Here is a 22548-nt window from a genome sequence, read left to right as displayed (position 1 = left end):
GTCGACGCCGTCGACGCCGACGCCGACCGGGTCGTCGCGAGCAGTCCCCGTATCGTCGTCCGGAGACGTGGTCGCGTCGCTATTCGCTGTCTGGTCTGTCGTCGCAGAAGCCTCGGTTCGACTGGTTACCGTGTACGGGGGGAGAGGACTATCGGAGTCGGAGAATTTCTCGACCAGCCGCCTTGCGGCGACTTCCTCTATCCTCGGCTGCCTCGGGGAGGCCTACTTGTGCCATTACGGTTCGTCCGTTGGTAGCCACCACCATAAACCCCGCCGGTCGGGCAGGCGGACCTGTCGAACCGGAGCCCACCGAGGGCGGCCACCCGAGCGAACGCCTCGACGAACACCCACGGTTTTGCCGTCGCGGGTCCGAACACCGGTATGAAGATTCGTGGTCGCCGCGAGTGCGCGGACTGTGGCCACCGGTGGTCGTACTACGAGACGGGCGAGGTGGCCTGCCCCGACTGTGGCAGTCTCCGGAGCACCGGCGTCGACGACCGCACCGAACACACGGACTCTGCCGTGCGCCTCGACCTGACGGACGCGCGCAACCGCGTCGACGACGACCTGCTCGACGCGGCGAGCGACGCCGCCGAGGCCTGCCGCGAGTTCGTCCGGCAGTCGGGGTTCATCCACGCTGGCGAACTGCGACCGCTCTCCGACACCTACCTCGCCGCGGCCGAACTGGCCGCCGTCAGTCGCTCGCTCGACCGGTCGATGCGGGTGAGCGACGCCGAGGAGCTGTACCTCCTCTCGCTCCTCCGCGGGGCCGATCTGGACGACCGCCCGGGACCGAGCGACGTCCCCGACTCGCTGCGCTCGCCCCGTGCGCTCGCGTACGCCAAGGCCGTCTCCGACTACCGCAGCGACCTCAGGACGTGGCTCGACGACCACCCGGACGACGCGGCGAACGGCGTCCTCCAGAGCATCGCCGAGCACGTCCGGCGGTTCGAGGCCCTCGACGGCGAGGTGTCGCCCGCCGACAGCGAGCGCCTCGTCCGCGCCACGCAGGACATCGGCGACTACCTCCGGGAGGGCGACGAGGGCGCGCTGGCGACGGCGAAGGGGCGACTGGCCGACATCGACTGACGCGCGACACCCACTGCGACCGAACGAATTTCGACGCCCGACCGGCGATGTCGCTGAATCGGTACAGTCCCGCTCACCAGCAGGAGCCGTTATCTCGTCTCGCTCGCTCACCCTGCCATGGAGTACGAGATCGACCACCGCCCCTCCGACTCGCTGTTGACCGTCTCGCTCGACGCGGGCGAGCAGATTCGCGCCGAGTCTGGCGCGATGGTGAGTCACACGGCGGGCATCGAGATGGAGACGAACGCGACCGGCGGCTTCCTCAGTTCGCTCCGCCGGAGCGTGATGGGGGGCGAGAGCTTCTTCCAGAACACGTTCACGGCGCGCGAGGCCGGCGAGGTGTCGTTCGCGCCGCCGCTGGCGGGCGACATCGAGCACCACCCCGTCGACGGCACCGTCTACGTCCAGTCGGGGTCGTACATCGCCGCGACGCCGGACATCGACGTCGACACCGAGTTCGGCGGCGCCCGGACGTTCTTCGGGAGCGAGGGGCTGTTCCTCCTGCGATGCGCGGGCGTCGGCCCGCTGTTCATGTCGAGCTACGGCGCGATTCGACCCGTCGACGTCCGCTCGTCGGAGCCGTTCGTCGTCGACACGGGCCACATCGTCGCGTTCGAGGAGGGCGTCGACTTCACCGTGCGGCGCGTCGGCGGGCTGAAGTCGACGCTCACGAGCGGCGAGGGACTGGTCGCCGAGTTCACCGGCGAGGGACGGGTGTGGCTCCAGACGCGCTCGACCGACGCCTTCCTCTCGTGGCTCATCCCGAAGCTCCCCCAGCGCTCGTCGAGCCAGTAGAGCAGCGCTACGGTCCTTCCGCGCGCCTCACCAGTCCATGAGGTCGACGAGTAGCGCCCTGTCGAACGCGTCGTCCGGAGGCGTCTCGTGCCACCGCACCTCGACGATGTCCTCGTCGGCGAGCCCCGGTTCCTCGGCAGGTGTGGGACGACCCTCGGCGACGGGCGTCGCCCCGAACGTCGCGAACGAGAACTCGAACTCTCGCTCGCCACCCGCCTCGACGAACGTCTGTTCGGAGACGGCCAGTAGCGTGTCGACGGTGACGGCGATACCAGTCTCCTCCTCGACCTCGCGGGCCGCCCCCTCGGCGTGACGCTCGTCGGGTTCGAGTTTCCCGCCCGGCAGCACCCAGTCGCTCGCCTTCGACCCCTCGCGGACGAGCAGCGCGTGCCCGTCGCGGGCCACCAGCGCACCGACGCCCCACCGGCCCTCGTCGGTGGCGAGTCCGTCCCACTGCTCGGCCGGGAGTTCGATGCGGTTCGACCGCCGAACCACGTCGCCGTACCGGGCGGCGAGTGCGTCGGGCGAGAGGATCCGGTCGTCTATCGATTCGTCCACGTCGACCGTCGCGTCCCGCTGCGCGCCGTCGCTCACGGCAGCGTAACGTCGACGCCGGTCTGCTCGCTGGCGGCCTTGACCGTGTTCCAGAGCAGCATCGCGCGGGTCATCGGGCCGACGCCGCCGGGAACCGGCGTGATAGCGCCGGCCACCTCTTCCGCGCTCTCGTACTCGACGTCGCCGACCAGTTCGTACCCCTTCTCGGTGTCCGCATCCACCCGGTTGATGCCGACGTCGACGACCGTCGCGCCCTCCTCGAGCATGTCGCCGGTGACGAACCCGGGGACGCCCGCGGCGGCGACGACGATGTCGGCCTCGCGTGTGTGCGCCGCGAGGTCCTTCGTTCGGGAGTGACAGACCGTCGTCGTCGCGTTCCCGAACGGGGCCTTCTGGATGAACAGGTTGGCCATCGGCTTGCCGACGATGTCCGAACGGCCGACGACGACGGCCTCCGCGCCCTCCGTCTCCACGTCGTAGGCGTCGAAGAGCTTCTGGATGCCGTGGGGGGTACACGGCTTGAAGCGCTCGTTCCCGGCGACCAGTCGACCGACGTTCTCGGGGTGGAACCCGTCCACGTCCTTCTCGGGACGCACCGAGCGGAGGACGCGGCGCGTGTCGACGTGGTCCGGGACCGGCATCTGGACGAGGATGCCGTGAATCGCGTCGTCGGCGTTCAGGTCCTCGACGGTGTCGTACAGTTCGTCGGCCGGTGCGTCGGGGTCGAGTTCGACGTGGTGGCTCTCGATGCCGACCTCCTCGCAGTCGCGCTGTTTCATCGAGACGTACGTCTCGCTGGCCGGGTCGTCGCTCATCAGGACGGTCGCGAGACCGGGCGTGTGACCCGCCTCGGAGAGCGTCTCGATGGCGTCGCCGAGGCCCTCCCTGACATCTGTTGCGACCGCGTTGCCGTCGATGATGTCCGTCATTACCCGAACGGCGAACGCGTGGAACCTTCAACGCTCGGGTACGTGTACACATCGGCCCACGACCCGTGGTTTGTATCCACGAACGTGGTGGTGTCACGGCCGAACTGGTCCCGTGAACGACGAACTCTCGCCGACAGGTACGACTATCGTGACGGCGCGCCTTACGGTACCATGTCACGGGGTATGCCGAGGGGTCGGGGCTGGGGGGCGATGCGCAGGGTCCCGTTCGTGCGGTCGCTTGCCTACCACACGAGACGGGTACTCGGCCGCCCGGTTCGGACGGGGCTGAAGGTCGTGACGGGCCTGGTGATGCTGGTCGGGGCGTACCTGCTCGTCGTCGAGCAGGAGGCGCTGCTGGCGGTGTCCGAACGGGAGGGCTACGGCGTCCTCGACGTGCTGGCGCTCGTCGACCCGTGGCTGTGGCCGGTGTTCCTCGTCGGCGGGACGATACTGGTCGTGGTCGTCGAGATCTGGGGCGGCGTCCAGCGGGACATGCGCTATCGGCGACGACGGTAGAACGAAGAACTGGAGGCGGAGAACTGCGTGCGGTCCGCGTTACTCGTACAGCGGGAAGTCGGCGCAGAGCGCGTCGACCTGCTCGCTCGCCTCTGCCTTCACGTCCTCGTCGTCGTGGTCGTCGACGACGCGGTAGATGATGTCCGCCACCTGCTCGCAGGCGGCTTCGTCGAACCCTCGGGTCGTCAGGGCAGGTGTGCCCGCGCGGATGCCCGAGGGGTTGAACGGCGAGCGCGTCTCGCCGGGGACGGTGTTCTTGTTGAGGACGATGCCGACCTCCTCCAGGGCGTCCTCCGCCTCGCCGCCCGTGGTGTCGGGGTGGGAGTCGCGCAGGTCGACGAGGACGAGGTGCGTGTCGGTGCCGCCCGAGACGAGCGAGAAGCCGTGCTCCTGCAGTCGCGCGCCGAGCGCTCGCGCGTTGTCGACGACCTGCTGGGCGTACTCTCCGAACTCGGGCTGGAGCGCCTCTTCGAAGCCGACCGCCTTGCCGGCGATGTTGTGCATGAGCGGGCCGCCCTGCGCGCCGGGGAAGACGGCCGCGTCGACGGCGTCGGCGTGCTCCTCGGCGGTCATGATGATGCCGCCGCGACCGGCGCGGATGGTCTTGTGTGTGCTGCCCGTCACGAAGTCGGCGATGCCGACCGGGGAGGCGTGGACGCCCGCCGCGACGAGACCGGTGATGTGAGCGATGTCCGCGAGGTGGTAGGCGTCGACGGCCTCGGCGGCCTCCTGTACGCGTTCGAAGTCCACTTCGCGCGGGTAGGCGGAGTAGCCCGAGACGATGATGTCCGGGTCGAACTCCTCGGCGTGGTCGTGGAGCGCGTCGTAGTCGACGTAGCCCGTGTCGGGGTCGACCTCGTACTGCTCGACCTCGTAGGTCTTGCCCGTGAAGTTCGCGGGGTGACCGTGGCTGAGGTGGCCGCCGTGGGTCAGGTCGAGCGAGAGGATCTTGTCGCCGGGGTCGAGCATGGCGAGGTAGACGCCCATGTTCGCCTGCGTGCCGGAGTGTGGCTGGACGTTGACGTGCTCCGCGCCCCACAGCTCCTTCGCGCGCTCGATGGCGAGTTCCTCGACCTCGTCGGCGTGTTCGCAGCCGGCGTAGTAGCGCTCGCCGGGGTAACCCTCGGCGTACTTGTTCGTCAGCGCCGAGCCCTGCGCTTCGAGGACGGCCTTACTGACGTGGTTCTCGCTGGCGATCATCGCGAGGGAGTTCCGCTGGCGTTCGCGCTCCGCGAGCAGCGCGTCGGCCACGGCCGAGTCGGTCGCTCGGACGTGTTCGAAGTCCATGGTCGCCCGTGCGGTGGCCCGCGCCAATAATCTACCTCTCCCGTGGTACACGTACTCCTCCGGACCTGGCTGGGTGGCGATAGGTCTTTACGACTCCCGTCGAATGCCCGTTGAATGAGTGAGCGAGGTGGTGACGCGCATCTGACAGGTTGGGACGCCCCGCCGACGCTCACCGTCCCGGCCACCACTCGCGGACTCGCCACTTCGTTGACGTTTTCTGGAGCGGGCATCACCGATACCGGACCGGGCCGCTCACACCCCGACCGCCGCCCTCACCCGCCGCTCGTCGAGTTCGGCGAGCGGTCGATTCCCGACGCTGTCGTCGAGGCGCGTCCCGAGACGGACGCGACGTTCCACCTCCCCGACGACCGGGCGACGCTGTTCGTCGCCGCGCCGCTCGCGTACTACCTCGGTGCACGAGTCGAGATTCGAGAGGGGACGCGACCGACGCTCTCGCTCCCGGAGCGCGAGTACGAGTTCTCCCCGCTCCCGTCGTTCCAGCACGAGGTCGCGGACCTGCTTTGCGACGTGTTCTTCCTCGACGGCATCGTCCGGGAACTGCCCGGCGAGCGCCGGGACTGCCGCGACGAACTCGTCGTCGAGGCCGGAGCCTGTCCCTACGCCCTCCAGTCGGGGACGCCGGGCGCGCGCGTCGAGGCCTACCTCGACTGCGACCGCGAGCGGGTCGCGGCGGAACGACCCGACTGGCACCTCGCCACCTACGCCGACCAGGGCGACGACGAGGCGCGCTGCCTCCCCTACCTGCTCGACGCGATGAGCCTCGTCTACCTCCCCGAGTCCTCGACCATCGACGCGCAGGGGCTCCTCAAACACTCGCTGGACGATTTCTACCGCGCGGGACGACCCGAAGGGGACGTCGCCAGCGTCGACGTTCTCGAACCGGAACTCCACCACGGCGACCTCCACGCGTGGCTGGCCGAGGGCGTCCCGGTGTCGGCGTTCACCCCCTCGCAGGCGGCGTACGAACACCGACGCAGTGCGGCCCCGAGCGAGCCACTGGACGTCGCCGTCGTCCTGAACGACGACGCGATGGCAGCCGAACACGACGCCGTCGCCCGCACCTACCGGGAGAACTCCGACGCGTTCCCCGCGACCGTCGACGTCCGGGAGTCGCTCACGACCGGGGAACTCGCTCGCCTGTTCGAGGCGGACCACGACTTCGTCCACTTCATCGGCCACTGCGAGGTGTCGGGACTGCGCTGTCCCGACGGGGGCCTCGACTGCGACAGCCTCTCGTCGTCGGGCGCACGGACGTTCTTCCTCAACGCCTGCGGGTCGTACCACCAGGGGCAGAAACTGGTCGCGGGCGGGAGCGTCGCGGGCGCGGTCACCATCCGGACGGTGCTCGACGAGCAGGCGGCCGCCGTCGGCACGGCATTCGCCCGGCTACTCGTCCGCGGGTTCGGCATCGAGCGCGCGATGCAACTGGCCCGTCGACAGGTGCTGATGAGCACCGACTACGCCGTCGTCGGCGACGGGACGTTCGCGCTCACTCCCGACGAGCGTCCGGCGTTGCTCCACCTCGAACCACACGGCGACGGGTTCACCGTCCGCTACACGGTCCCCGCGGACGGCCGCGAGGGCGGCGTGTTCAGCGCGCCGTTCGAGACCTGTCGGCGACTTCGGGGGACCACGGCCGAGGCGACACTCGACTCGGCGGCGACCCGCTCGCTGCTCGCCGACCGCCAGCGCCCCGTCATCTTCGACGGCGACCTCCGATGGTCGACCGACCTCGCGACCGACCTGTCGGGCATCCAGTGAGAGTGACCCGCGACCCAGCAGGCCACCCCGACGGACGAGGCCCGTGTGTACTGATAACAGGCAGTTCGAGGATTGACAGTAGTTACCATTCGGACCAGCGGACGTTCTCGATTCGGAGGGTATATGGCCTGAAATCGGCAAAATCGTAATCCGGAGCGAGACTGCTCTGCATAAACGACAGACACGTTTTGCGATTTGGACGAACGGTGAAATTAAATAGCAGTTTCCCCTATAGATTTACCAATGAGTTCGAACGTACTGGAGTCGAACGTGGAGTCGCTGCTAGTATCCGCCCTCGAGGGCGTGGACGGGACCGTCTACCTCGTGAACCCGGACGCCGAGACCTTCGAAGCGCTCGTCGACGGACTGGACGAGTCCGACGACGTGTCGGTCCGACTGTTCGGTGACGAACGGATGCTGAAGGACGTCCTCGACGACTTCATCGTCGGGAGCACGGCCGCGGACCTGATGGACGCGGGTCGCCTGGAACTGCGCGCCCTCGACGAACCGTCGAACACGCTTCTCGTCACGAGCGAATGCGTGATGGCCATCGTCGACACCGGGAGCGAGGTCGCCGGTCTCGCGACCGACGACACCGACTTCGTCGACAGCGCGAACGAGCAGTACGCCGCGGCGTGGGAGGACGCCGAGCAGTTCAACCTCCGTACCCCGGCCATCTCCCGCGTGCGCCAGTCGCTCTCGGACGACATCGGCTCCGACGTGGCCGAGGACTTCGACACCGTCCTCGCCTCGATGGAGACGGCCCGCGGCGACGGCGAGGGCCTCGACGAGGTCACCATCTCGCTGCTCGTCGCCGCGAAGAACGAGGAACTGCTCTACGACATCTCGAAGTGGGGCGAGGACGTCGGCATCGCGTCGAAGGCGACGTTCTCCCGCACCAAGACCCGTCTCGAGGAGCTGGGCCTCATCGACACCGAGAAGGTGCCCATCGACGTCGGTCGCCCGCGCCTCCGTCTCGTCCTCGGCGACGACCGCCTGCGCGGTGCCGACAACGGCGAACTCGCCAACGTCGCGCAGTCGCTGATGGCGTCGTAAGCCGGCAGCACTCTCCTTCGAACCCACCCGTCTCCCGCGACCGACGGGCCTTTCACCCCGATTTCGCACCGCTCGAAACGCCGACGAGCGGGACGCATCGAGCTCGCCGGCGTCGAACCCCCTGTGTCACTCACGGAGGCTGGTCCTCCCGGTCGGTGCCGAACGGCGACGGGCCTCGGCGTCGTCGTCCGCGCTGCGCTCGCGTAGACCCGATCGTTCGTAACCGGCTTGCGTCGGACAGCGTCCCGACGCCGGTCCCTACGTCGGAGTCCAGCCCGCTAGCCGCGCTCCCCAGCGGACGGGGTCCATCGACGCTCCGTGAGACGTCGGAACGGGGAGGGCCAGGTAGCAGGCGCAGGCTCCAGCCTTACCGAACTGATGCCCGTCGAGTCGAGCGTTGAACTATCCCGTAAGCGACCCCGCGATCACGCGACGGCGTACCGACGACGGCACCGTCCACGAGGAGGGAAGTCGATGAGAGCGCTCCGCTGGCACGATGAGGGGGACGTCCGCGTCGACGACGTCCCCAAGCCCGAGATTCAGGAACCGACCGACGCGGTCATCGAGATAACGGCCACCGCGATCTGCGGGTCCGACCTCCACCTCTACGACGGCTTCATGCCGGGGATGGAGGAGGGCGACATCATCGGCCACGAGCCGATGGGCGAGGTCGTCGAGGTCGGGAGCGCCGTCGAGACCCTCAGCGAGGGCGACCGGGTCGTCGTTCCGTTCACCATCAGCTGTGGTGCCTGCTGGTACTGCGACCAGCAGCTCTACTCGCTGTGCGACGAGTCGAACCCCAACGCCGAGATGGCCAGCGAGTCGATGGGCCACTCCCCGGCGGGACTGTTCGGCTTCTCGCACATGCTCGGCGGATACGACGGCGGCCAGGCGGAGTACCTGCGGGTGCCGTACGCCGACGTCGGCCCCATAAAGGTCGACTCCGGTCTCCCCGACGAGAAGGTACTGTTCCTCTCGGACATCTTCCCGACGGGGTACATGGCGGCGGAGAACGCGGACATCGAGAACGGCGACACCGTCGCCGTCTGGGGCTGTGGGCCGGTCGGGCAGTTCGCCATCCAGAGCGCGGAGATGCTCGGCGCAGAGCGGGTCGTCGCCATCGACCGGGAGCGAGAACGCCTCGACATGGCGAGGGAACACAGCGACGCCGAGGTCATCGACTTCGAGTCTGAGGACGTCTATGACCGGTTGATGGACGTCACCGACGGCCACGGGCCGGACGGCTGTATCGACGCCGTGGGTGCGGAGGCCCACGGTGCCGGGCCGTCGAGCGTCGCTGACTCCGGGCAGGACGGAGAGGAGATGCAGGGCGACCGGCCGTACGTCTTGCAGGAGGCCGTCCGGTGCTGTCGGAAGGGCGGGACGCTCTCGGTCCCCGGTGTCTACACGGGCGAGATGAACGGCTTCCCGACCGGGTCGCTGATGAACAAGGGCCTGACCGTCAACACCGGACAGACGCACGTCCAGCGCTACCTCGACCCCTTGCTCGAACGGATCGAGGACGGCGACATCGACCCGTCGTTCGTCGTCACCCACCAGGAGTCCCTGGAGAAGGCCCCGGAGATGTACGAGACGTTCCGCGACAAGAACGACGGCTGCGTCAAAGTGATGCTGAACCCGTAGTTGCGGGGGCGAGACGTCGCCGTCGTTACTCGGGCGCGCCGGTCAGCACGAACTGGCTCTCGGTGTCCCCGTTCGTTATCTGTCGGGTCGCCTCCGGGGGGACCCGGACGGCGTCGCCGTCGGTCAGCGACACCTCCTCGTCGTCTATCGTCACCGTCGCCTCACCCTCGACGAGGAAGTACACCTCCTCGTGGCCCTCGTCGGCGTGGTCGTGTTCGGGCCCCTCCCAGCCGGGGTCGGCGTCGAGGACGGTCACGCCGTGGTCCTCACACCCGAGTTCGTCCCGCAGGAAGTGCATCCCTTCCTTCGACTCCGTCTCCTCGTAGTTGACCGTCTGGTAGGACATCGAGTCATCGGAGCACTGCCAGACGGAAGTACGTAGTGGGGGCGGAGTCAGGGTCCGCTTCGAAACACCAGTCGGAAGATTCCGTGACGGTGGTCTCGACGGGTGCGAGTCGGAAGGGTTCGACGAGTGCGCAGAACTGTATCGCGTTCGGAGACTGTCCGCCGGCCAGCCGCCGACGCCAGCCAGCCGCGAGCGTAGCGTAGAACGCGTCCCGTAACCATCGCCGTTTTTATCTCCTCGTCCGTCCGCCCAGCCATGACTGTCGCACTCGTCGGGGCGGGACCGGCCGCCGACGCGGTCGCCGCCGCGCTGGAGGACGTCGAAACGACGGTAGAACGACGTGAACGGGTCGGGGACTGCGAACTGGGCGTCGTCGTCGGCGAGGTGGGTGCCGAGGCGTTCGCCGACGCGAGGCGGTCCGGGACGCGGTGGCTGGCGGTCGAACTCGGCGGCGTCGGTGGGCACGCCGTCGCTGACGTGGAGGCGTGCGTCGCCGGGTTCTCACCCGGAACGGCCTGCTACGACTGTCTCCGCGGGCGCGTCGCGGCTAACCTCGACGAGACGGACGACGGCACGGTCGACCCCTCGACCGCACGCTTCGCCGGTGCGCTCGCCGGGCGCGAGGCGGTGCGCGTCCTCGACGGCACCTCGAACGTCTTCGGCGGCCTCGTCGAGATACCGTACGCCGACCGGCGGGTGCTCCCGCTCCCGCACTGTGACTGCGCCGACTCCCCGGACCGCCGCGTCCGCCGGGACCACGTGGACCGGCCGCTGGAGGCGTCGCTGGGGCGTGCAGAGATGGCCGTCGACCCGCGCGTGGGTATCGTCCACGAGGTCGGCGAGGTCGAGTCGTTCCCCTTGCCGTACTACCTCTCGATGCTCTGCGAAACCGAGGGGTTCAGCGACGTGCAGGCGGGTCAGCAGGCAGCGGGCGTCTCGCCGGACTGGAACGCCGCCTACATGAAGGCCGTCGGCGAGGCGTTCGAGCGGTACGCCGCGGGCGTGTTCAGGGAGGCCGAGTTCGTCCGCGGGCGAGCGAGCGACGTCGAGAACCCGGTCCCGCTCTCGTCGTTCGTGCTCCCGGAGGGGGCCGCCACGGAGGACCCCATCGCCTGGGTCCCCGGCGAGGACCTGCGCGCCGAGGAGTCGGTCGACCTCCCCGCACCGCGCGTCCAGTTCCCGCTCGGTGGCGCTGGCCCCACCATCACGACCGGTCTGGGACTCGGCAACTCGGGTGTCGAGGCGCTGGTCGCCGGTCTGACGGAGGTCATCGAGCGGGACGCCGCGATGCTCTCGTGGTACTCGACGTTCGACCCGCTCGGCCTCTCCGTCGACGAGGGGAGCGACGATACCGACGGAAGCGACGACGCGGGGTTCGGGACGATGCGTCGTCGCGCCCGCTCCGAAGGGCTGTCGGTGACGACGACGCTACTGACGCAGAACGTCGACGTCCCCGTCGTCGCCTGTGCGGTCCACCGGGAGACGGGGTGGCCGCAGTTCGCCCTCGGTACCGCGGCCGACCTCGACCCGGTCGCAGCGGCCGAGAGCGCCTGCGCCGAGGCCCTCCAGAACTGGACCGAACTGCGCCGGATGGGACGAGCGCAGGCGACGAAGGCGGGGGGACGTATCGGCTACTTCGCGTCGCTGCCGGACGCCGCGCGGTCGTTCACCGACCCCGAGACGACCATCCCGGCGACGAGCGTCGCGAGCGACGTACCCGACGCCGAGGCGGAACTCGACGCGTTGCTGGAGGCGCTGGGAAAGGTGGACCTCGACACCTACGCCGCCCGCCTGACGACCCGCGACCTGGACGTGCTGGGCTTCGAGGCGGTCCGGGTGCTGGTCCCAGAAGCACAGCCGCTGTTCATCGACGACCCGTACTTCGGCGACCGGGCGGAGTCGGTGCCCGCGTCGCTGGGCTTCGAGCCGCGACTCGACCGCGAACATCACCCGTTCCCGTGACGGCGTCGGCCTGGTCGTCGGTGCGCTGACCGGCGACGAAGCGAGCGGTGCGTACTAGATGGCGAACGTCGCGCGCAGCATGTCGCGGGTGCCGGGGCCGAGTCCGACCGCGAGGATGGCGACGAGCAGGAGGATGGCGTAACGGGGACTCTCCTCGAATATCTGCTCGTCGAACAGCCAGATGACGGCGATGGCCGCGACGATCTTCACGAGCAGGAACGGCCACGCAGTCCCGAGCGTCTCGCTGACGTTCCCCGAGAGGTTCGCCTCGGTGAAGTTGATGATGAACGCGTTGACAGGGTGTTTCGGGTAGTACTGGAACGGGAGACCGAGCACCTGCCACCAGTCGGCGGCGAGGACGTTCGCGACGCCGTCGAGCGTGTGGCCGAACAGGACGACGAGGCCGATGAGGCCCGTTCCGGCGACGACGGCGGGGCTGGTCCATCGGAGCGCACCGAACACGGCGAGGGAGATGAGCGTGGAGAGCACCATAACCGCGACGGTCACCTGCGGGTAGAACCCGGCGTCGGTACCGGGCTGTCCGGCGAGTCGGGTGGTGACCACGAAGTAGATGTACGCCACCGTGACCAGCAGGTAGACCGCGCCCGCGCCGAACACGACCGGGACGTAGTCGTTAACGACCCCGCGTCGGTCGAGGAGGACCGCGGCGACGAGCGTCGCGAGCGTGATGGCGAAGACGACGAAGTAGATGATCGGGCTGATGATGAGCGCGTTCAGCGGGTAGGTGATGGCCTGCTCGACGCCCGCCGTGGTCGCGGCGACGTTGTTGGCGTCCTCGACGACGCGGAGCGCACCCCCGAAGAACATGAACGGGATCAGTGCGAAGAAGAACTCCTTCTCCGTCCCGAGTTCGAGTTCCCGGAGCAAGAACAGCACGCCGGCCAGCATGAAGACGAGCGTGACGGCGTAGCCGATCTCGGAGACGACGGTGTAGCCGGGGCGCGCGACGACGGCGTCGGCCGGGAGCGAGGCGCAGGAGTCGCTACCGAGCAACTGCGTCGTGCCGCCCTGTTTCACCGCGCAGGCGGCGTTGTGGGCGTCCGCGTAGACGGGACCCCAGAAGTACTGCCAGACGAACCGGTCGTAGACGAGGTCTCGGAGGACCAGCGACCCACCGACGAGGACGGCCAGCGCCGCGGCGAACGCCGCCAGCCACGCGCGCGCCGGGCTGAGCGTCGACGCGCGGTCTTGGAGACTCATACCCTCAACGGTTCGCGCTGAGGTGTTCAGGGTTCCGGTCGCGTGCGCGGAGGCTGCACGGACCGCGTCGTGGTATCGCGGCGCGACGTGCTATCGGGCCGCGTCGTACGAACGGACCGCGACGTGCTATTTCGGTCGCACCCGAGTCGAGCCGACCCGTCTCACCACTCGCGGTCGTCGACGTCGCGGGCCGCGGCCAGCACCGCGTCGTGACACGCGCCGGAGGAGGCGACGAGGCCGGGCGAGTCGTGTCGCCACGGGTCGCCGTCGAGTCCGGTGACGGTCCCACCCGCCTGCGCTATCATGAACGCGCCGGCGACGCTGTCCCACGGGTTCGGGTCCAGGTTCGTCAGCGTGCCGTCGAGACTGCCGTCGGCGACCATCGAGAGGGTCGCCTGCGCACAGCCGAACCGCCGCATGTCGCCGAACCGGCTGACGACGGCCTCGCAGGCCGCGGCGTACTCGTCGCGGGCGTCGAAGTCCCACCAGATGGTGGGCGCGACGGCACACTGCTCGGGGTCCGACACCTCGCGGACGGAGACGGAGTGGCCGTTCCACGTGACGCCGTTCTGGCTCGCGACGTACGTGTCGCCGAGCGCCGGGAGGACGTTGACGGCGGCGACGGCCTCGCCGTCGACGACGGCCGCGACGCTCGTCGCCCAGACGCGCAGGTCCCTGACGAAGTTGTTCGTGCCGTCGATGGGGTCGACGACCCACGCGGGGCCGTCATCGGGGACCTCCTTCAGTTCGTCCTCCTCCTCGCCGACGACGGCGTCGTCGGGGAACGACTCGCGAATCACCTCGACGACCCGTCGCTGCGCCTGGCGGTCGGCCTCGGTGACCACGTCCGTCTTCCCGTCTTTCGTCTCCACGTCGATGTCGTCCCGGAAGCCGTCGGCCGCGACGGCCGCGCCCGCGTGGGCCGCACGCTCGGCGACGGCGAGACGGAGGGAGGTGTCGTCCATGCCCTCGGACCGTCCGGCGCGGTCAAAGTGCCACCGATTAAGAGCGCCGAGGCGTACGCCCGAGGTATGAACACGCTCGCGAAGCGCGTCTACAACGTCGCACCGAAGGACGTCCGTCTCACCCTCGTCGAAGGGGAGTCGCTCACCCTGGAGATGCGGTCGGCGGAGTTCTTCCAGGAGTCGTTCCAGGCCGAGGGCGTCGCCGACGGGACGACCTACCGACTCGTGACCGACGGCGAGGACGACCCGCTGCTCGTCGCCCGCGAGACCGAGGGCGGGTGGGAGGTGCTCGGTGAGATAGAGCGCGTCACCGAGGCGTGACTGCGACTGCCTACTGTCTACCGACTCCTCGCCGACCACCGACACCCCACCGTCCACCCTACGACCAGCCCACACGCTCTTGCTGACACGGCCCCGACCCCCTCCGATGAGTTCGGTCCTCCGCGTCGCGCTCTGCTGTCTGGCCGTCGTCCTCGCCGGGTGTGCAGGCGTCGGGGTCGCCCCCACCGAGACGCCCGGAAGCGCGGACGGTAGCGGGACTGCTGGCGGTGGAGACACTACGACGCTCGCACCCGTCGACGGCGACTCGAACGGGACGCTCACGGTCCACTTCCTGAACGTCGGGCAGGGCGACGCGACCCTCCTCGTCTCGCCCAGCGGCGAGACGATGCTCGTCGACACGGGTGACTACCAGGACGACGGAGAACACGTCGTCGACTACCTGCGGAGCAACGGCATCGACCGCGTCGACCACCTCGTGACGACCCACGCCGACGCCGACCACGTCGGGGGCCATCCCGCCGTCATCGAGTACCTGGAGACGGAGGGCGAGGGCGTCGGCGCGGTGTACGACCCCGGTATCGCCGCCAGCACGCGGACCTACGAGGAGTACCTGGACGCAGTCGAGCGCTACGACGTGCCGCTGTACGAGGTCCGGGCGGGCGACGACCTCCCGTTCTCGGGCGTCGCCGCGGCCGTCCTCGGCCCGCCCGAGGGCTACCTCGCCGACGGCGACCGCAACGAGAACAGCGTCGTCCTGCGGGTCGGTCACGGCGACACCGCGTTCCTGCTGACCGGCGACGCGGGGTCGACGGCCGAGGGGTGGCTGGTCGACCGCTACGGCGACCGACTCGACGCGACGGTGCTGAAGGTCGGCCACCACGGCAGTGCCTCGTCGACGAGCGCAGCGTTCCTCGCGGCCGTCTCGCCGTCCGTCGCGGTGGTGTCCAGCGCCTACGACTCGGAGTACGGCCACCCCCACGAGGAGGTGCTCGGTCGACTCGCCGACCGCTCGATACCGACGTTCTGGACCGGCACGCACGGCGACGTCGTCGTCAGGAGCGACGGCCAGCGAGTCACCGTCGCCACGCAACAGGCCGCCCCCACGGACGCCGACGACCTGCGGTCGGGCGACGCGACCGACCCCGACGCGTCGGGAGACGTCGAATCGCGACTGACCGTCGGCGGGTCCGGGACGGGAGCGGTCACCAGCAGCGGGACGACAGTCGCGGCCGACGGCGGGACCCAGGAGGGACCGGCCAGTAGTGCAGGCGACCTCCGCCTCGTCGAGGTCCACGCGGACGCCGAGGGCCACGACGGCGACAACCTCGACGACGAGTACGTCGTCTTCGAGAACGCGGGCGAGGGGGCGCTCGACCTCTCGGGATGGACGGTGCGCGACGAGGCGGGCCACGAGTACACCTTCGGCGACGTGACGCTCGAACCCGGCGAACGCGTCACGCTCCACACCGGGAGCGGGAGCGACACCGAGAGCGACCTCTACTGGGGCAGCGACGGCCCGCTCTGGAACAACGACGGCGACACCGTCACGGTCGAAACGGCCAACGGGGTGCGGGTCCTCTCGGAGTCGTATGAGTGACGAGTCACGCGGGTCGGACGGCCCCGCCGACGGCGACTATGTCGCCGTCCTCGACCGGTTCGAGGGTGATCTGGCGGTGTTGCTGCTCGAAGCCGACGAGGAGACCGTGGGTGACGTCTCGATATCGGTCGAGCGTCTGCCGGAGGCTGCACACCACACCGACGCGGTGCTCCACGTGACCGTCGAGGACGGGGACCTCGTCGACGCCCGCTACGACGAGGACGAGACGGAGGCGCGTGCCGACCGCGTGCAGTCGCGGTTCGACCGCCTCTCGCGACGGCTGGGCGACGGTGACGACGAGCACCGCGAGGACGACGCCAGCCGGTAGCGGCCGAACATTCAAATCCAAGAACGCGTCCAGAGCCGCGCGTGCTCTCTATCCGCCACGCGCTCTGCGTCCTCCTCGTCTGTACGCTCGTCTCACCGCTCGGTCAGCCCCGCTCGACGGCCGTCGTCGACCGGTTCGAGGGCGACCGGGCGGTGCTCGCCACCGACGGCGACGAGACGGTCGTCCTCGCTCGCGAACGACTCCCCCGAGAGGGGCGTCACGTCGACGCGGTGTTCCGGCTCTCGCTCGCCCACGGGGCCGTCACCTCGCTGACGTACGACGCCGTCGCGACGCGGTATCGAGGCAGTAGAGCACGGTCTCGCTTCGACCGACTCTCGCGACCGCTCGGGAGTCGATACGGGACCGGCGGGAATCAGAGCTGACGCGTTCCGAGCAGTTCCACCCCGTCGCCGACCGAGAGTCGCTGGCCCCACTCGCTCTCGGAGATTCGTGTGTTGACCATCAGCCGAAAGTTCCCCTCGAAGCGGTCGCTGTCGACCCACTCGGGGAGCGTCCGCTCGCGTTCGCGGAGGAACGTCTCGCGGAACCCCGGCGTCTCCTCGCCGGTGTCGGGGTCGCGCGACGGGACGACGCAGCGCCGACAGGGGTTACAGCCGAGCAGTTCCACGTCGCCGATCCGGAACGCGACGGCCTCGCCGTGGTCGGCGAAGAGGCGGTCCTCCCAGAACGCCGGGACGCCGCCGACCTCGAGGTTCGCGCGGAACCGCCGTCGAGCGCTGTCCAGCGTCATGTCGAACCACGACGCCACCTCGCGGAGCGTCGCCGTCGAGACGAGCGTCGGTCCGTCGAACTCCCGGTCGTCGGGGTAGCCGCCGCGCGGCTCGTGGCGGACGCTCACCGGTTCGTCGAAGTAGTCGCTGAGATAGTCGTTCAGCGCGTCCGGGTCGTCGAGGGAGAACGTCCGTGTCTCGTCGCCTCCCTCCTCGCGGAGCGTCAGGACGCCCGCCTCGCGGTCGAGCGACGAGCGCAAGCGGTGGACCGCGGCCGTCCGCTTGCCGTTGACGTACTCTCCCTGCCCACCGACCGACGCCGTGGTCGGGTCGTGGTCCGCGTCCGGGGGTTTGGCGACCATCGCGTACTCCCGGTCGCCCGCGAGCGTGCCGTGCTCGACGGCGACCGAGTCGTGATCCTGCGGGTCGAGTGACTTCACCGGATACGTCGTCAGCCGACGGAGTTCGGGCGTGGCGGCGTCGCTCATGTGACTGAAGAACGGCCGCGGTGCTACTATCGTTGTGGTGCATCGAGAGTGAGTTTGCGAGGGAAGACCGCCCTGCGGTCTTCCGCATGTGTCGTACCCGGTGGGGTACGCCATGCGAGGGGTAGGATTTGAACCACGGTCGGACGCGCTTCGCGCGACCTCCCTGCTTCAAATCTACCGTGTGTGCATTCGAGTGCGTCCCGTCGGACGCACACTCATGCGAGGGGTAGGATTTGAACCCACGGACCTCTACAGGAGCGGAGCTTGAATCCGCCGCCGTTTCCAGACTTGGCTACCCTCGCACGCAGTCGAGCGGAGGACCCTGTCCCTGTTAAACGCGCTGGTTTCGGGGGGAGACGGCAGTCGAGTATCAATCATCATCAATTCAGCGGGCGGTAGTTAATACGTGGCTGTCGTCAGTGTCTCGATGCCCGACTCGCTGCTGGAGCGTCGCGACGAGTTCTCCGAGGAGCACGGCGACACCGACCGGAGCGGGGTGGTCCGTGAGGCCGCGCGCAACCTGCTGGGAGAGTTCGAGGAGAAGCAACTGGAGGACCGTCGCCTGATGGGCGTCGTCACCGTCCTGTTCAACTACGAGGAGACGAGTGTCGAGGACATGCTCGCCGCGCGGACTCCTGGGGAGTCGCCTCCGTCGTCCCGTCCCGGCAGCCCGCGCCGTCGGAGCGCCGCGCACCGCCGAACACTTGTTCACGCCGTTCCTGGCCCCACGTATGGCCACTTCTCCACATCTCGTCGAGGACGGCGACGAACTGAAACTCGACCTCGGCGTCGGCCACCGGCGACGTCGATTCCGACTCACCGACGGCGCGGAGAACCTGCTGCGCGACCGCGGCTACGGGACGGCCGACCTCGTCCCGTGGACGCTGGCGAAGGCGCTCGTCATCGTCGGCGGCGCGCACCTCCCGGAGGGCAACGACGCCCGGACGACGACGTGGGAGATCAAGGGAGCAGACGGCGGGCGGGACGCGACCGACGACGACCTGGAGGCGCTGGCGGAGTACCTCAGGCGACTCGCCGTCGAGGACCGGGCGCTCGACACGCTCCGCGAACACGTCCGGAAGACGGGCCTCTCGCGCCACCTCGACCCCGACGAGTTGCGCGGTCGCTCGGAGAAGGTCGGGTCGCTGAACGACATCGCGCGGGACCTATGACACCCGACTGGCGACGAATCGACCACGTCCAACTCTGTATCACGCCGGGGAGCGAGGCGCTGGCCCGCGAGTTCTACGGCGACGTGCTCGGGTTCGACGAGGTGGAGAAACCCGACTCGCTCGCGGACAGCGGGAGCATCTGGTTCCGTGCGGGCGACATCGAACTGCACCTCGGTATCGACGAGGCGGACGCCGGGACCTCGACACGTCACCCCGCGTTCGAGGTCGGTGACCTCGATACGACTCGCACGTATCTCGAAGCCTACGGCGTCGAGACACTGGACGAGACACCCATCCCCGGCCGCGAACGGTGCACGTTCCGTGACCCGTTCGGCAACCGCATCGAACTGCTCGAACTGGAGTGACGCGGTCGACGACCGGTCGCCGTCCGTGTGGACAGATTCAACCGGCCACCGCCCGAACTTTGCGTCGATGGACGACCACACCCGCGACCCGTCGGTCGGTCCGCCCACGTCGGGAACGCCGACCGGGTGGCACCCGGACCGGGACGTGTGGGAGCACGCGACCCTCAGACGGGCGACCGTCCACGGCGTCCGCCTCTACAACGCGGGGGAGTTCCACGAGTCACACGACTGTTTCGAGGACGAGTGGTACAACTACGGCCGAGGCAACACCGAGTCGAAGTTCATGCACGGGATGGTGCAGGTCGCCGCAGGCGCGTACAAGCACTTCGACTTCGAGGACAACGACGGGATGCGCTCGCTGTTCGACACCGCGCTCCAGTACTTCCACGGCGTCCCGAACGACTTCTACGGCGTGGACCTGCTCGATGTCCGCACCGTCCTCACGAACGCGCTGAACGACCCCGAGGTCCTGCACGGCTGGCAGATTCGCCTCGACGACGGGACGCCGACCGCTCGCGAGGAGGACTTCCGCTACGTCGAGTCGTTAGAGCACTGACGGCCCACCGGTACCGCTCACCGACCGACCCGTCTCCGCGTCGCGACCGTCGCGATTACATCGGTCGACTGACGAGAGAGACCGCGCCACTGATTAGTCCCCCTCCTGTAGTTCGAGCGAATGCGAATCGAGCAGTTGGGTGACGGTGAACCGGAAATCGCGATTCTCGCGGCGATTCACGGCGACGAACCGTGCGGCGTCTACGCCGTCGAGCGCCTCCTCGCCGACGCCCCCGACGTCGAGCGACCGGTCAAACTCATCGTCGCCAACGAGCGGGCGCTGGCCCGCGGGGTCCGCTACACCGAGTCGGACCTCAACCGAGTCTTCCCCGGTAGCCCCGACGCCGACACGTACGAAGAGCGCCTTGCAGCCGAACTGACCGACGAACTCCGGGGACTGACCACGTTCTCGATGCACTCCACGCAGTCGTACGACGACCCGTTCGCGGTCGTCGACGAGGCGGGACCGCTCGCCGACGCCATCTGTCCGTACCTCTCGGTCGACGCCGTCGTCGAGGCGGGCGGGTTCACAGACGGTCGCCTCGTCCAGTACGCGGACATCGTCGAGGTAGAGTGCGGCCTGCAGGGCACAGCGAAGGCCGCCGAGAACGCCGTCACGCTCATCTACGAGTTCCTCGCCGCCGTCGGTGCGCTCCCGAGCGAGCGCGGGTCGGCGAGGGAGGTGCCGGTGTTCCGTCTCCGGAAACTCGTCCCGAAGCGCACCGCCGAGGAGTACGCCGTCTTCGCCGCGAACTTCCAGCGCGTCTCGGCTGGCGAGACGTTCGCGGCCGTCGACGGCGAGAAACTCGTCGCCGACGAACCGTTCTACCCCGTCCTGATGTCGCCGTACGGCTACGAGGAGGAGTTCGGCTACGCGGGCGAACTCACCGGCCAGCTCGGGGGCGACCCGGTCCAGCGCGACGGCGCGACCCGGTCGTACTCCGGATAACCCGACGCAGGCCCACTACGACGGCTCGTACGAAGCACGGAACGACTCGATAGCGTCCGCGACGGTGTCGCGGGTCTCCTCGTCGGGGACTACGACTCGCTCGGGCGGGTTGGGCGTCCGGAGCAGTCGCCCGACTGCTCGGCGAACGGGGCCGTGCGAGCGGTCGGCCCAGCCGAGGCGGACCGTCCGCTCGCCGACGCGCTCGACGGCCTCGACACGCGAGAGCGGCCAGCAGTGACCGCTCCCGTCACCGTCGACGCAGATGCTCCCGTTCCGGATGGTCAACGTTCGGTCGCCGTCCGTCCACGAGAGTGTCTCCTCGCCGTCGACGAGCGCAGCGTAGTACGGAGCGAGTGCATCGCTCGCTGCCGCCCGGACTCGTGAGGCGTTCGACAGCGCCACGAACCGCGAGTGCGGGACGGCGACCAGAACCCACTCGTCGTCGCGAGCGAGCGCCAGCGTGTGGAGGAACCACTGCCCGACGCCGGTCCGAGTGAGGTCGGCGAGCGCGGCGAGGTCGTCGAGGTGGTCGGGGAGTTCGGTGCGGTGCCAGCGGCGCTGGGAGTTCTCGTTCGTCCACCCGGTCCACGTCGGGACGAACGCGGACTCCACGTCGGACCACACCGCCTGCGGGTTCGGGACACCCGGTTCGTCGACGGCCGTCGGCGGCCGTTCGAGGAGGGCGTACGCGGCGTCGCAGTGGGGCCCGAGCGCCCGGACCAGCGCGACGAGCGCGTCGGGGGAGTCGGCGTCGTCACTCACGAGCGAGCGACCGTCGAACCGGACGGGGTCGGAGAGTGGTGGAGGGACCACGCTGTCCGGTCAGGTCTCGCTCGGTTCGAACTCCACGAGCGTCAGGTCCCGGTCGAGCGCGCAGTAGTCGTGGGGCGGGTCGCCCTCCACCTCGCGAATTTTCCGGGACTCGTCGAAGTCGACGCCGAGGGGTTCGCAGAACTCGTGGCTCGGGCACTCGGTGTACGGACAGGGACCTTCGAGCGTCGCGCTGGACCCGGCGTACGCGCCGGTCGAGGCGACGTTCGCGCGGACGGTGGCGGGTTCGACCTCCACCGCGGTGACGCCCTGGTCGTGGACTGCGCAGTCGAGCAGTCCCGAGTCGCGGACGCCCGTCACGCGGTAGCGGACGCCCTCCGTCAGGTTGAGACACTGCCCGCGGTACGGACAGCCCTCGCACAGCGTCGACTCGCCCTCGAAGACGAACTCCGTACCCGTCTCCGCGAGGCGAGGACCGATGAGGGTGACTTTGGCCATGCTCGCCTGTCGTCGGTCGGCGGTGTTAAGCCTCCCGTCCCGTCAACTCGTCGAGCGCGTCGAAGTACTCCTCGCGGGGGACCTGGTAGAGGTCACGGTAGTCGATCTCGCCGCTCGTGAACTGCTCGGCCACGTCGAGTGCCGCCTCGATAGCCGCCCCTCGCTCGTCGAAGTGCGCCGGGTCGCGCGACACCTCCGGTTCGAGGAACAGCGTGACGACCCACGGGTCGCCCGGCGCGGGGTTGCGGGGCGTCCCAGGGCGCTTGCTCCGGCGGCCGTGGGTGACGTAGATGGTCGGGAGGCACGGGGCGGGGTACTCGCTCCCGTCGAACACGTCCGGTCGGTAGGCGAGGACGAGTCGGTTGTCGGCGTCGCTCCAGACGCGCCATCCCTCGGCCAGTGTGTCGGGGTCGACGACCGTCTCTCCCCCACTCTCGTCAGCCTCCCCCCCGCCAGTCATATCGGTCGACGAATCGTGGTCCATACCCGTCGTTCGCGCGGCGCGGGCAAGTGTCGTGTGGTCGGGTTTCGACAGTGCTGACTTAAACCCACGAACTCGTCGGAAGTCGGCACGATCCGTCCGAACTGCCCACGCGTAGCGATTTCTCGGGGGAAAACTCAGTGGAAACGTATCGGATTACGGTGTATTGTGACAAGGTTTATCT

25 protein-coding genes, 1 tRNA gene and 1 pseudogene are annotated in these 22548 nt (G+C 69.0%); 16 read left to right on the top strand and 11 right to left on the bottom strand.

The features are described from left to right. Window positions 1-381 precede the first annotated feature (381 nt). Both MX571_RS11820 and MX571_RS11815 read left to right on the top strand, forming a co-directional pair. Window positions 382-1089: a DUF7117 family protein gene (locus tag MX571_RS11820; protein WP_247416905.1), complete on the top strand. Its 708-nt coding sequence runs from the start codon at window positions 382-384 to the stop codon at window positions 1087-1089. A 117-nt stretch (window positions 1090-1206) separates the two neighbouring features. Next, window positions 1207-1884 carry a TIGR00266 family protein gene (locus tag MX571_RS11815; protein ID WP_247416903.1) on the top strand — a complete coding sequence of 226 codons (678 nt, stop codon included), beginning with the start codon at window positions 1207-1209 and terminating at the stop codon, window positions 1882-1884. A 27-nt stretch (window positions 1885-1911) separates the two neighbouring features. Here the strand turns inward: MX571_RS11815 and MX571_RS11810 are convergent, their stop codons facing one another. Continuing rightward, window positions 1912-2478, bottom strand: coding sequence for an NUDIX domain-containing protein (locus MX571_RS11810; protein WP_247416901.1), 567 nt, complete (start codon window positions 2476-2478; stop codon window positions 1912-1914). Further along, window positions 2475-3368: a bifunctional methylenetetrahydrofolate dehydrogenase/methenyltetrahydrofolate cyclohydrolase gene (locus tag MX571_RS11805; RefSeq protein WP_247416899.1), complete on the bottom strand. Its 894-nt coding sequence runs from the start codon at window positions 3366-3368 to the stop codon at window positions 2475-2477. The genes MX571_RS11810 and MX571_RS11805 overlap by 4 nt, the downstream gene beginning before the upstream one ends. A gap of 210 nt (window positions 3369-3578) precedes the next feature. Here MX571_RS11805 and MX571_RS11800 point away from each other — a divergent pair, with 210 nt between their 5' ends. Next, window positions 3579-3884 (top strand): hypothetical protein, encoded by a 306-nt coding sequence (locus MX571_RS11800; RefSeq protein WP_247416896.1) that lies wholly within the window; start codon window positions 3579-3581, stop codon window positions 3882-3884. A gap of 39 nt (window positions 3885-3923) precedes the next feature. Here MX571_RS11800 and glyA read toward each other — a convergent pair whose 3' ends face one another. Then, window positions 3924-5171 (bottom strand): serine hydroxymethyltransferase, encoded by a 1248-nt coding sequence (gene glyA / locus MX571_RS11795; protein WP_247416894.1) that lies wholly within the window; start codon window positions 5169-5171, stop codon window positions 3924-3926. A 114-nt stretch (window positions 5172-5285) separates the two neighbouring features. On the opposite strand from glyA, the gene MX571_RS11790 reads away from it, so the two are divergent. The 3 genes from MX571_RS11790 to MX571_RS11780 all read left to right on the top strand — a co-directional run bounded on the left by MX571_RS11790 (window position 5286) and on the right by MX571_RS11780 (window position 9653). Then, window positions 5286-6953, top strand: a complete 1668-nt coding sequence (locus MX571_RS11790; protein WP_247416892.1) for a hypothetical protein — start codon at window positions 5286-5288, stop codon at window positions 6951-6953. 243 nt (window positions 6954-7196) lie between these two features. Next, window positions 7197-8009 (top strand): transcriptional regulator TbsP, encoded by an 813-nt coding sequence (tbsP, locus tag MX571_RS11785; protein ID WP_247416891.1) that lies wholly within the window; start codon window positions 7197-7199, stop codon window positions 8007-8009. Between the two features lie 474 nt (window positions 8010-8483). Beyond that, window positions 8484-9653 (top strand): zinc-dependent alcohol dehydrogenase, encoded by a 1170-nt coding sequence (locus MX571_RS11780; RefSeq protein WP_247416889.1) that lies wholly within the window; start codon window positions 8484-8486, stop codon window positions 9651-9653. 25 nt (window positions 9654-9678) lie between these two features. Here MX571_RS11780 and MX571_RS11775 read toward each other — a convergent pair whose 3' ends face one another. Beyond that, entirely contained in the window at window positions 9679-9999 is a 321-nt protein-coding gene (locus tag MX571_RS11775; protein WP_247416888.1) for a cupin domain-containing protein, read from the bottom strand. A 255-nt stretch (window positions 10000-10254) separates the two neighbouring features. Here MX571_RS11775 and MX571_RS11770 point away from each other — a divergent pair, with 255 nt between their 5' ends. Continuing rightward, window positions 10255-11961, top strand: coding sequence for a YcaO-like family protein (locus MX571_RS11770; RefSeq protein WP_247416886.1), 1707 nt, complete (start codon window positions 10255-10257; stop codon window positions 11959-11961). 54 nt (window positions 11962-12015) lie between these two features. Here the strand turns inward: MX571_RS11770 and MX571_RS11765 are convergent, their stop codons facing one another. Together MX571_RS11765 and MX571_RS11760 are read right to left on the bottom strand one after the other, a co-directional pair. After that, window positions 12016-13182, bottom strand: a complete 1167-nt coding sequence (locus MX571_RS11765; RefSeq protein WP_247416885.1) for a DUF63 family protein — start codon at window positions 13180-13182, stop codon at window positions 12016-12018. A gap of 161 nt (window positions 13183-13343) precedes the next feature. Further along, window positions 13344-14147 carry an inositol monophosphatase family protein gene (locus tag MX571_RS11760; protein WP_247416883.1) on the bottom strand — a complete coding sequence of 268 codons (804 nt, stop codon included), beginning with the start codon at window positions 14145-14147 and terminating at the stop codon, window positions 13344-13346. A gap of 66 nt (window positions 14148-14213) precedes the next feature. Between MX571_RS11760 and MX571_RS11755 the strand changes: the two genes are divergently transcribed. The 4 genes from MX571_RS11755 to MX571_RS11740 all read left to right on the top strand — a co-directional run bounded on the left by MX571_RS11755 (window position 14214) and on the right by MX571_RS11740 (window position 16737). Continuing rightward, window positions 14214-14468, top strand: a complete 255-nt coding sequence (locus tag MX571_RS11755) for a DUF8072 family protein (protein ID WP_247416882.1) — start codon at window positions 14214-14216, stop codon at window positions 14466-14468. Between the two features lie 106 nt (window positions 14469-14574). Continuing rightward, the gene (locus MX571_RS11750; RefSeq protein WP_247416880.1) at window positions 14575-16026 is read left to right on the top strand and encodes a lamin tail domain-containing protein; all 1452 of its coding nucleotides are present in this window, start codon (window positions 14575-14577) and stop codon (window positions 16024-16026) included. After that, window positions 16019-16354: a DUF3006 domain-containing protein gene (locus tag MX571_RS11745; protein ID WP_247416877.1), complete on the top strand. Its 336-nt coding sequence runs from the start codon at window positions 16019-16021 to the stop codon at window positions 16352-16354. Before MX571_RS11750 ends, MX571_RS11745 begins: the two co-directional genes overlap by 8 nt. A 41-nt stretch (window positions 16355-16395) precedes the next feature. Continuing rightward, window positions 16396-16737: a DUF3006 domain-containing protein gene (locus MX571_RS11740; protein WP_247416874.1), complete on the top strand. Its 342-nt coding sequence runs from the start codon at window positions 16396-16398 to the stop codon at window positions 16735-16737. Here MX571_RS11740 and MX571_RS11735 read toward each other — a convergent pair. Together MX571_RS11735 and MX571_RS11730 are read right to left on the bottom strand one after the other, a co-directional pair. Next, complete coding sequence (locus MX571_RS11735) at window positions 16728-17573, bottom strand: MOSC domain-containing protein (protein WP_247416871.1); 846 nt, start codon at window positions 17571-17573, stop codon at window positions 16728-16730. The genes MX571_RS11740 and MX571_RS11735 overlap by 10 nt on opposite strands. 218 nt (window positions 17574-17791) lie before the next feature. Continuing rightward, window positions 17792-17875: transfer RNA gene (locus MX571_RS11730), tRNA-Leu, on the bottom strand. Between the two features lie 104 nt (window positions 17876-17979). Here MX571_RS11730 and MX571_RS11725 point away from each other — a divergent pair. The 5 genes and pseudogenes from MX571_RS11725 to MX571_RS11705 all read left to right on the top strand — a co-directional run. Continuing rightward, a pseudogene (locus MX571_RS11725) lies at window positions 17980-18195 on the top strand (CopG family ribbon-helix-helix protein); the annotation flags it as partial. 109 nt (window positions 18196-18304) lie between these two features. Beyond that, entirely contained in the window at window positions 18305-18745 is a 441-nt protein-coding gene (locus MX571_RS11720) for a hypothetical protein (protein WP_247418514.1), read from the top strand. Next, on the top strand, window positions 18742-19110 hold the full coding sequence (locus tag MX571_RS11715) for a VOC family protein (protein ID WP_247418477.1): 369 nt from the start codon (window positions 18742-18744) through the stop codon (window positions 19108-19110). Before MX571_RS11720 ends, MX571_RS11715 begins: the two co-directional genes overlap by 4 nt. 67 nt (window positions 19111-19177) lie before the next feature. After that, window positions 19178-19666: a DUF309 domain-containing protein gene (locus MX571_RS11710; protein ID WP_247416869.1), complete on the top strand. Its 489-nt coding sequence runs from the start codon at window positions 19178-19180 to the stop codon at window positions 19664-19666. A 120-nt stretch (window positions 19667-19786) separates the two neighbouring features. Then, complete coding sequence (locus tag MX571_RS11705; protein WP_247416868.1) at window positions 19787-20614, top strand: M14 family metallopeptidase; 828 nt, start codon at window positions 19787-19789, stop codon at window positions 20612-20614. Window positions 20615-20629: 15 nt separating this feature from the next. Here the strand turns inward: MX571_RS11705 and MX571_RS11700 are convergent, their stop codons facing one another. Genes MX571_RS11700 through MX571_RS11690 form a run of 3 tightly spaced genes read right to left on the bottom strand, consistent with a single transcriptional unit; the run spans window position 20630 to window position 22343 of the window. Beyond that, window positions 20630-21376: a hypothetical protein gene (locus tag MX571_RS11700; protein ID WP_247416866.1), complete on the bottom strand. Its 747-nt coding sequence runs from the start codon at window positions 21374-21376 to the stop codon at window positions 20630-20632. Between the two features lie 60 nt (window positions 21377-21436). Further along, on the bottom strand, window positions 21437-21883 hold the full coding sequence (locus MX571_RS11695) for a UPF0179 family protein (RefSeq protein WP_247416864.1): 447 nt from the start codon (window positions 21881-21883) through the stop codon (window positions 21437-21439). 25 nt (window positions 21884-21908) lie between these two features. Further along, the gene (locus MX571_RS11690; protein ID WP_247418475.1) at window positions 21909-22343 is read right to left on the bottom strand and encodes a DUF5820 family protein; all 435 of its coding nucleotides are present in this window, start codon (window positions 22341-22343) and stop codon (window positions 21909-21911) included. Between the last annotated feature and the right edge of the window lie 205 nt (window positions 22344-22548).

Origin of the sequence: Halomarina salina, from assembly GCF_023074835.1 — an archaeon.
Classification (GTDB): domain Archaea; phylum Halobacteriota; class Halobacteria; order Halobacteriales; family Haloarculaceae; genus Halomarina; species Halomarina salina.
The sequence above is the reverse complement of the archived record's forward strand: the minus strand, read 5'-3'. Positions and strand labels throughout refer to the sequence as shown.

Bases quoted from the DNA above. Each gene is read 5' to 3' on its own strand.
- MX571_RS11820 (WP_247416905.1), top strand. From the start codon at position 382: ATGAAGATTCGTGGTCGCCGCGAGTGCGCGGACTGTGGCCACCGGTGG.
- MX571_RS11815 (WP_247416903.1), top strand. From the start codon at position 1,207: ATGGAGTACGAGATCGACCACCGCCCCTCCGACTCGCTGTTGACCGTC.
- MX571_RS11805 (WP_247416899.1), bottom strand. From the start codon at position 3,368: ATGACGGACATCATCGACGGCAACGCGGTCGCAACAGATGTCAGGGAG.
- MX571_RS11800 (WP_247416896.1), top strand. From the start codon at position 3,579: ATGCGCAGGGTCCCGTTCGTGCGGTCGCTTGCCTACCACACGAGACGG.
- glyA (WP_247416894.1), bottom strand. From the start codon at position 5,171: ATGGACTTCGAACACGTCCGAGCGACCGACTCGGCCGTGGCCGACGCG.
- MX571_RS11790 (WP_247416892.1), top strand. From the start codon at position 5,286: ATGAGTGAGCGAGGTGGTGACGCGCATCTGACAGGTTGGGACGCCCCG.
- tbsP (WP_247416891.1), top strand. From the start codon at position 7,197: ATGAGTTCGAACGTACTGGAGTCGAACGTGGAGTCGCTGCTAGTATCC.
- MX571_RS11780 (WP_247416889.1), top strand. From the start codon at position 8,484: ATGAGAGCGCTCCGCTGGCACGATGAGGGGGACGTCCGCGTCGACGAC.
- MX571_RS11775 (WP_247416888.1), bottom strand. From the start codon at position 9,999: ATGTCCTACCAGACGGTCAACTACGAGGAGACGGAGTCGAAGGAAGGG.
- MX571_RS11770 (WP_247416886.1), top strand. From the start codon at position 10,255: ATGACTGTCGCACTCGTCGGGGCGGGACCGGCCGCCGACGCGGTCGCC.
- MX571_RS11765 (WP_247416885.1), bottom strand. From the start codon at position 13,182: ATGAGTCTCCAAGACCGCGCGTCGACGCTCAGCCCGGCGCGCGCGTGG.
- MX571_RS11760 (WP_247416883.1), bottom strand. From the start codon at position 14,147: ATGGACGACACCTCCCTCCGTCTCGCCGTCGCCGAGCGTGCGGCCCAC.
- MX571_RS11755 (WP_247416882.1), top strand. From the start codon at position 14,214: ATGAACACGCTCGCGAAGCGCGTCTACAACGTCGCACCGAAGGACGTC.
- MX571_RS11750 (WP_247416880.1), top strand. From the start codon at position 14,575: ATGAGTTCGGTCCTCCGCGTCGCGCTCTGCTGTCTGGCCGTCGTCCTC.
- MX571_RS11745 (WP_247416877.1), top strand. From the start codon at position 16,019: ATGAGTGACGAGTCACGCGGGTCGGACGGCCCCGCCGACGGCGACTAT.
- MX571_RS11735 (WP_247416871.1), bottom strand. From the start codon at position 17,573: ATGAGCGACGCCGCCACGCCCGAACTCCGTCGGCTGACGACGTATCCG.
- MX571_RS11720 (WP_247418514.1), top strand. From the start codon at position 18,305: ATGGCCACTTCTCCACATCTCGTCGAGGACGGCGACGAACTGAAACTC.
- MX571_RS11715 (WP_247418477.1), top strand. From the start codon at position 18,742: ATGACACCCGACTGGCGACGAATCGACCACGTCCAACTCTGTATCACG.
- MX571_RS11710 (WP_247416869.1), top strand. From the start codon at position 19,178: ATGGACGACCACACCCGCGACCCGTCGGTCGGTCCGCCCACGTCGGGA.
- MX571_RS11705 (WP_247416868.1), top strand. From the start codon at position 19,787: ATGCGAATCGAGCAGTTGGGTGACGGTGAACCGGAAATCGCGATTCTC.
- MX571_RS11695 (WP_247416864.1), bottom strand. From the start codon at position 21,883: ATGGCCAAAGTCACCCTCATCGGTCCTCGCCTCGCGGAGACGGGTACG.
- MX571_RS11690 (WP_247418475.1), bottom strand. From the start codon at position 22,343: ATGACTGGCGGGGGGGAGGCTGACGAGAGTGGGGGAGAGACGGTCGTC.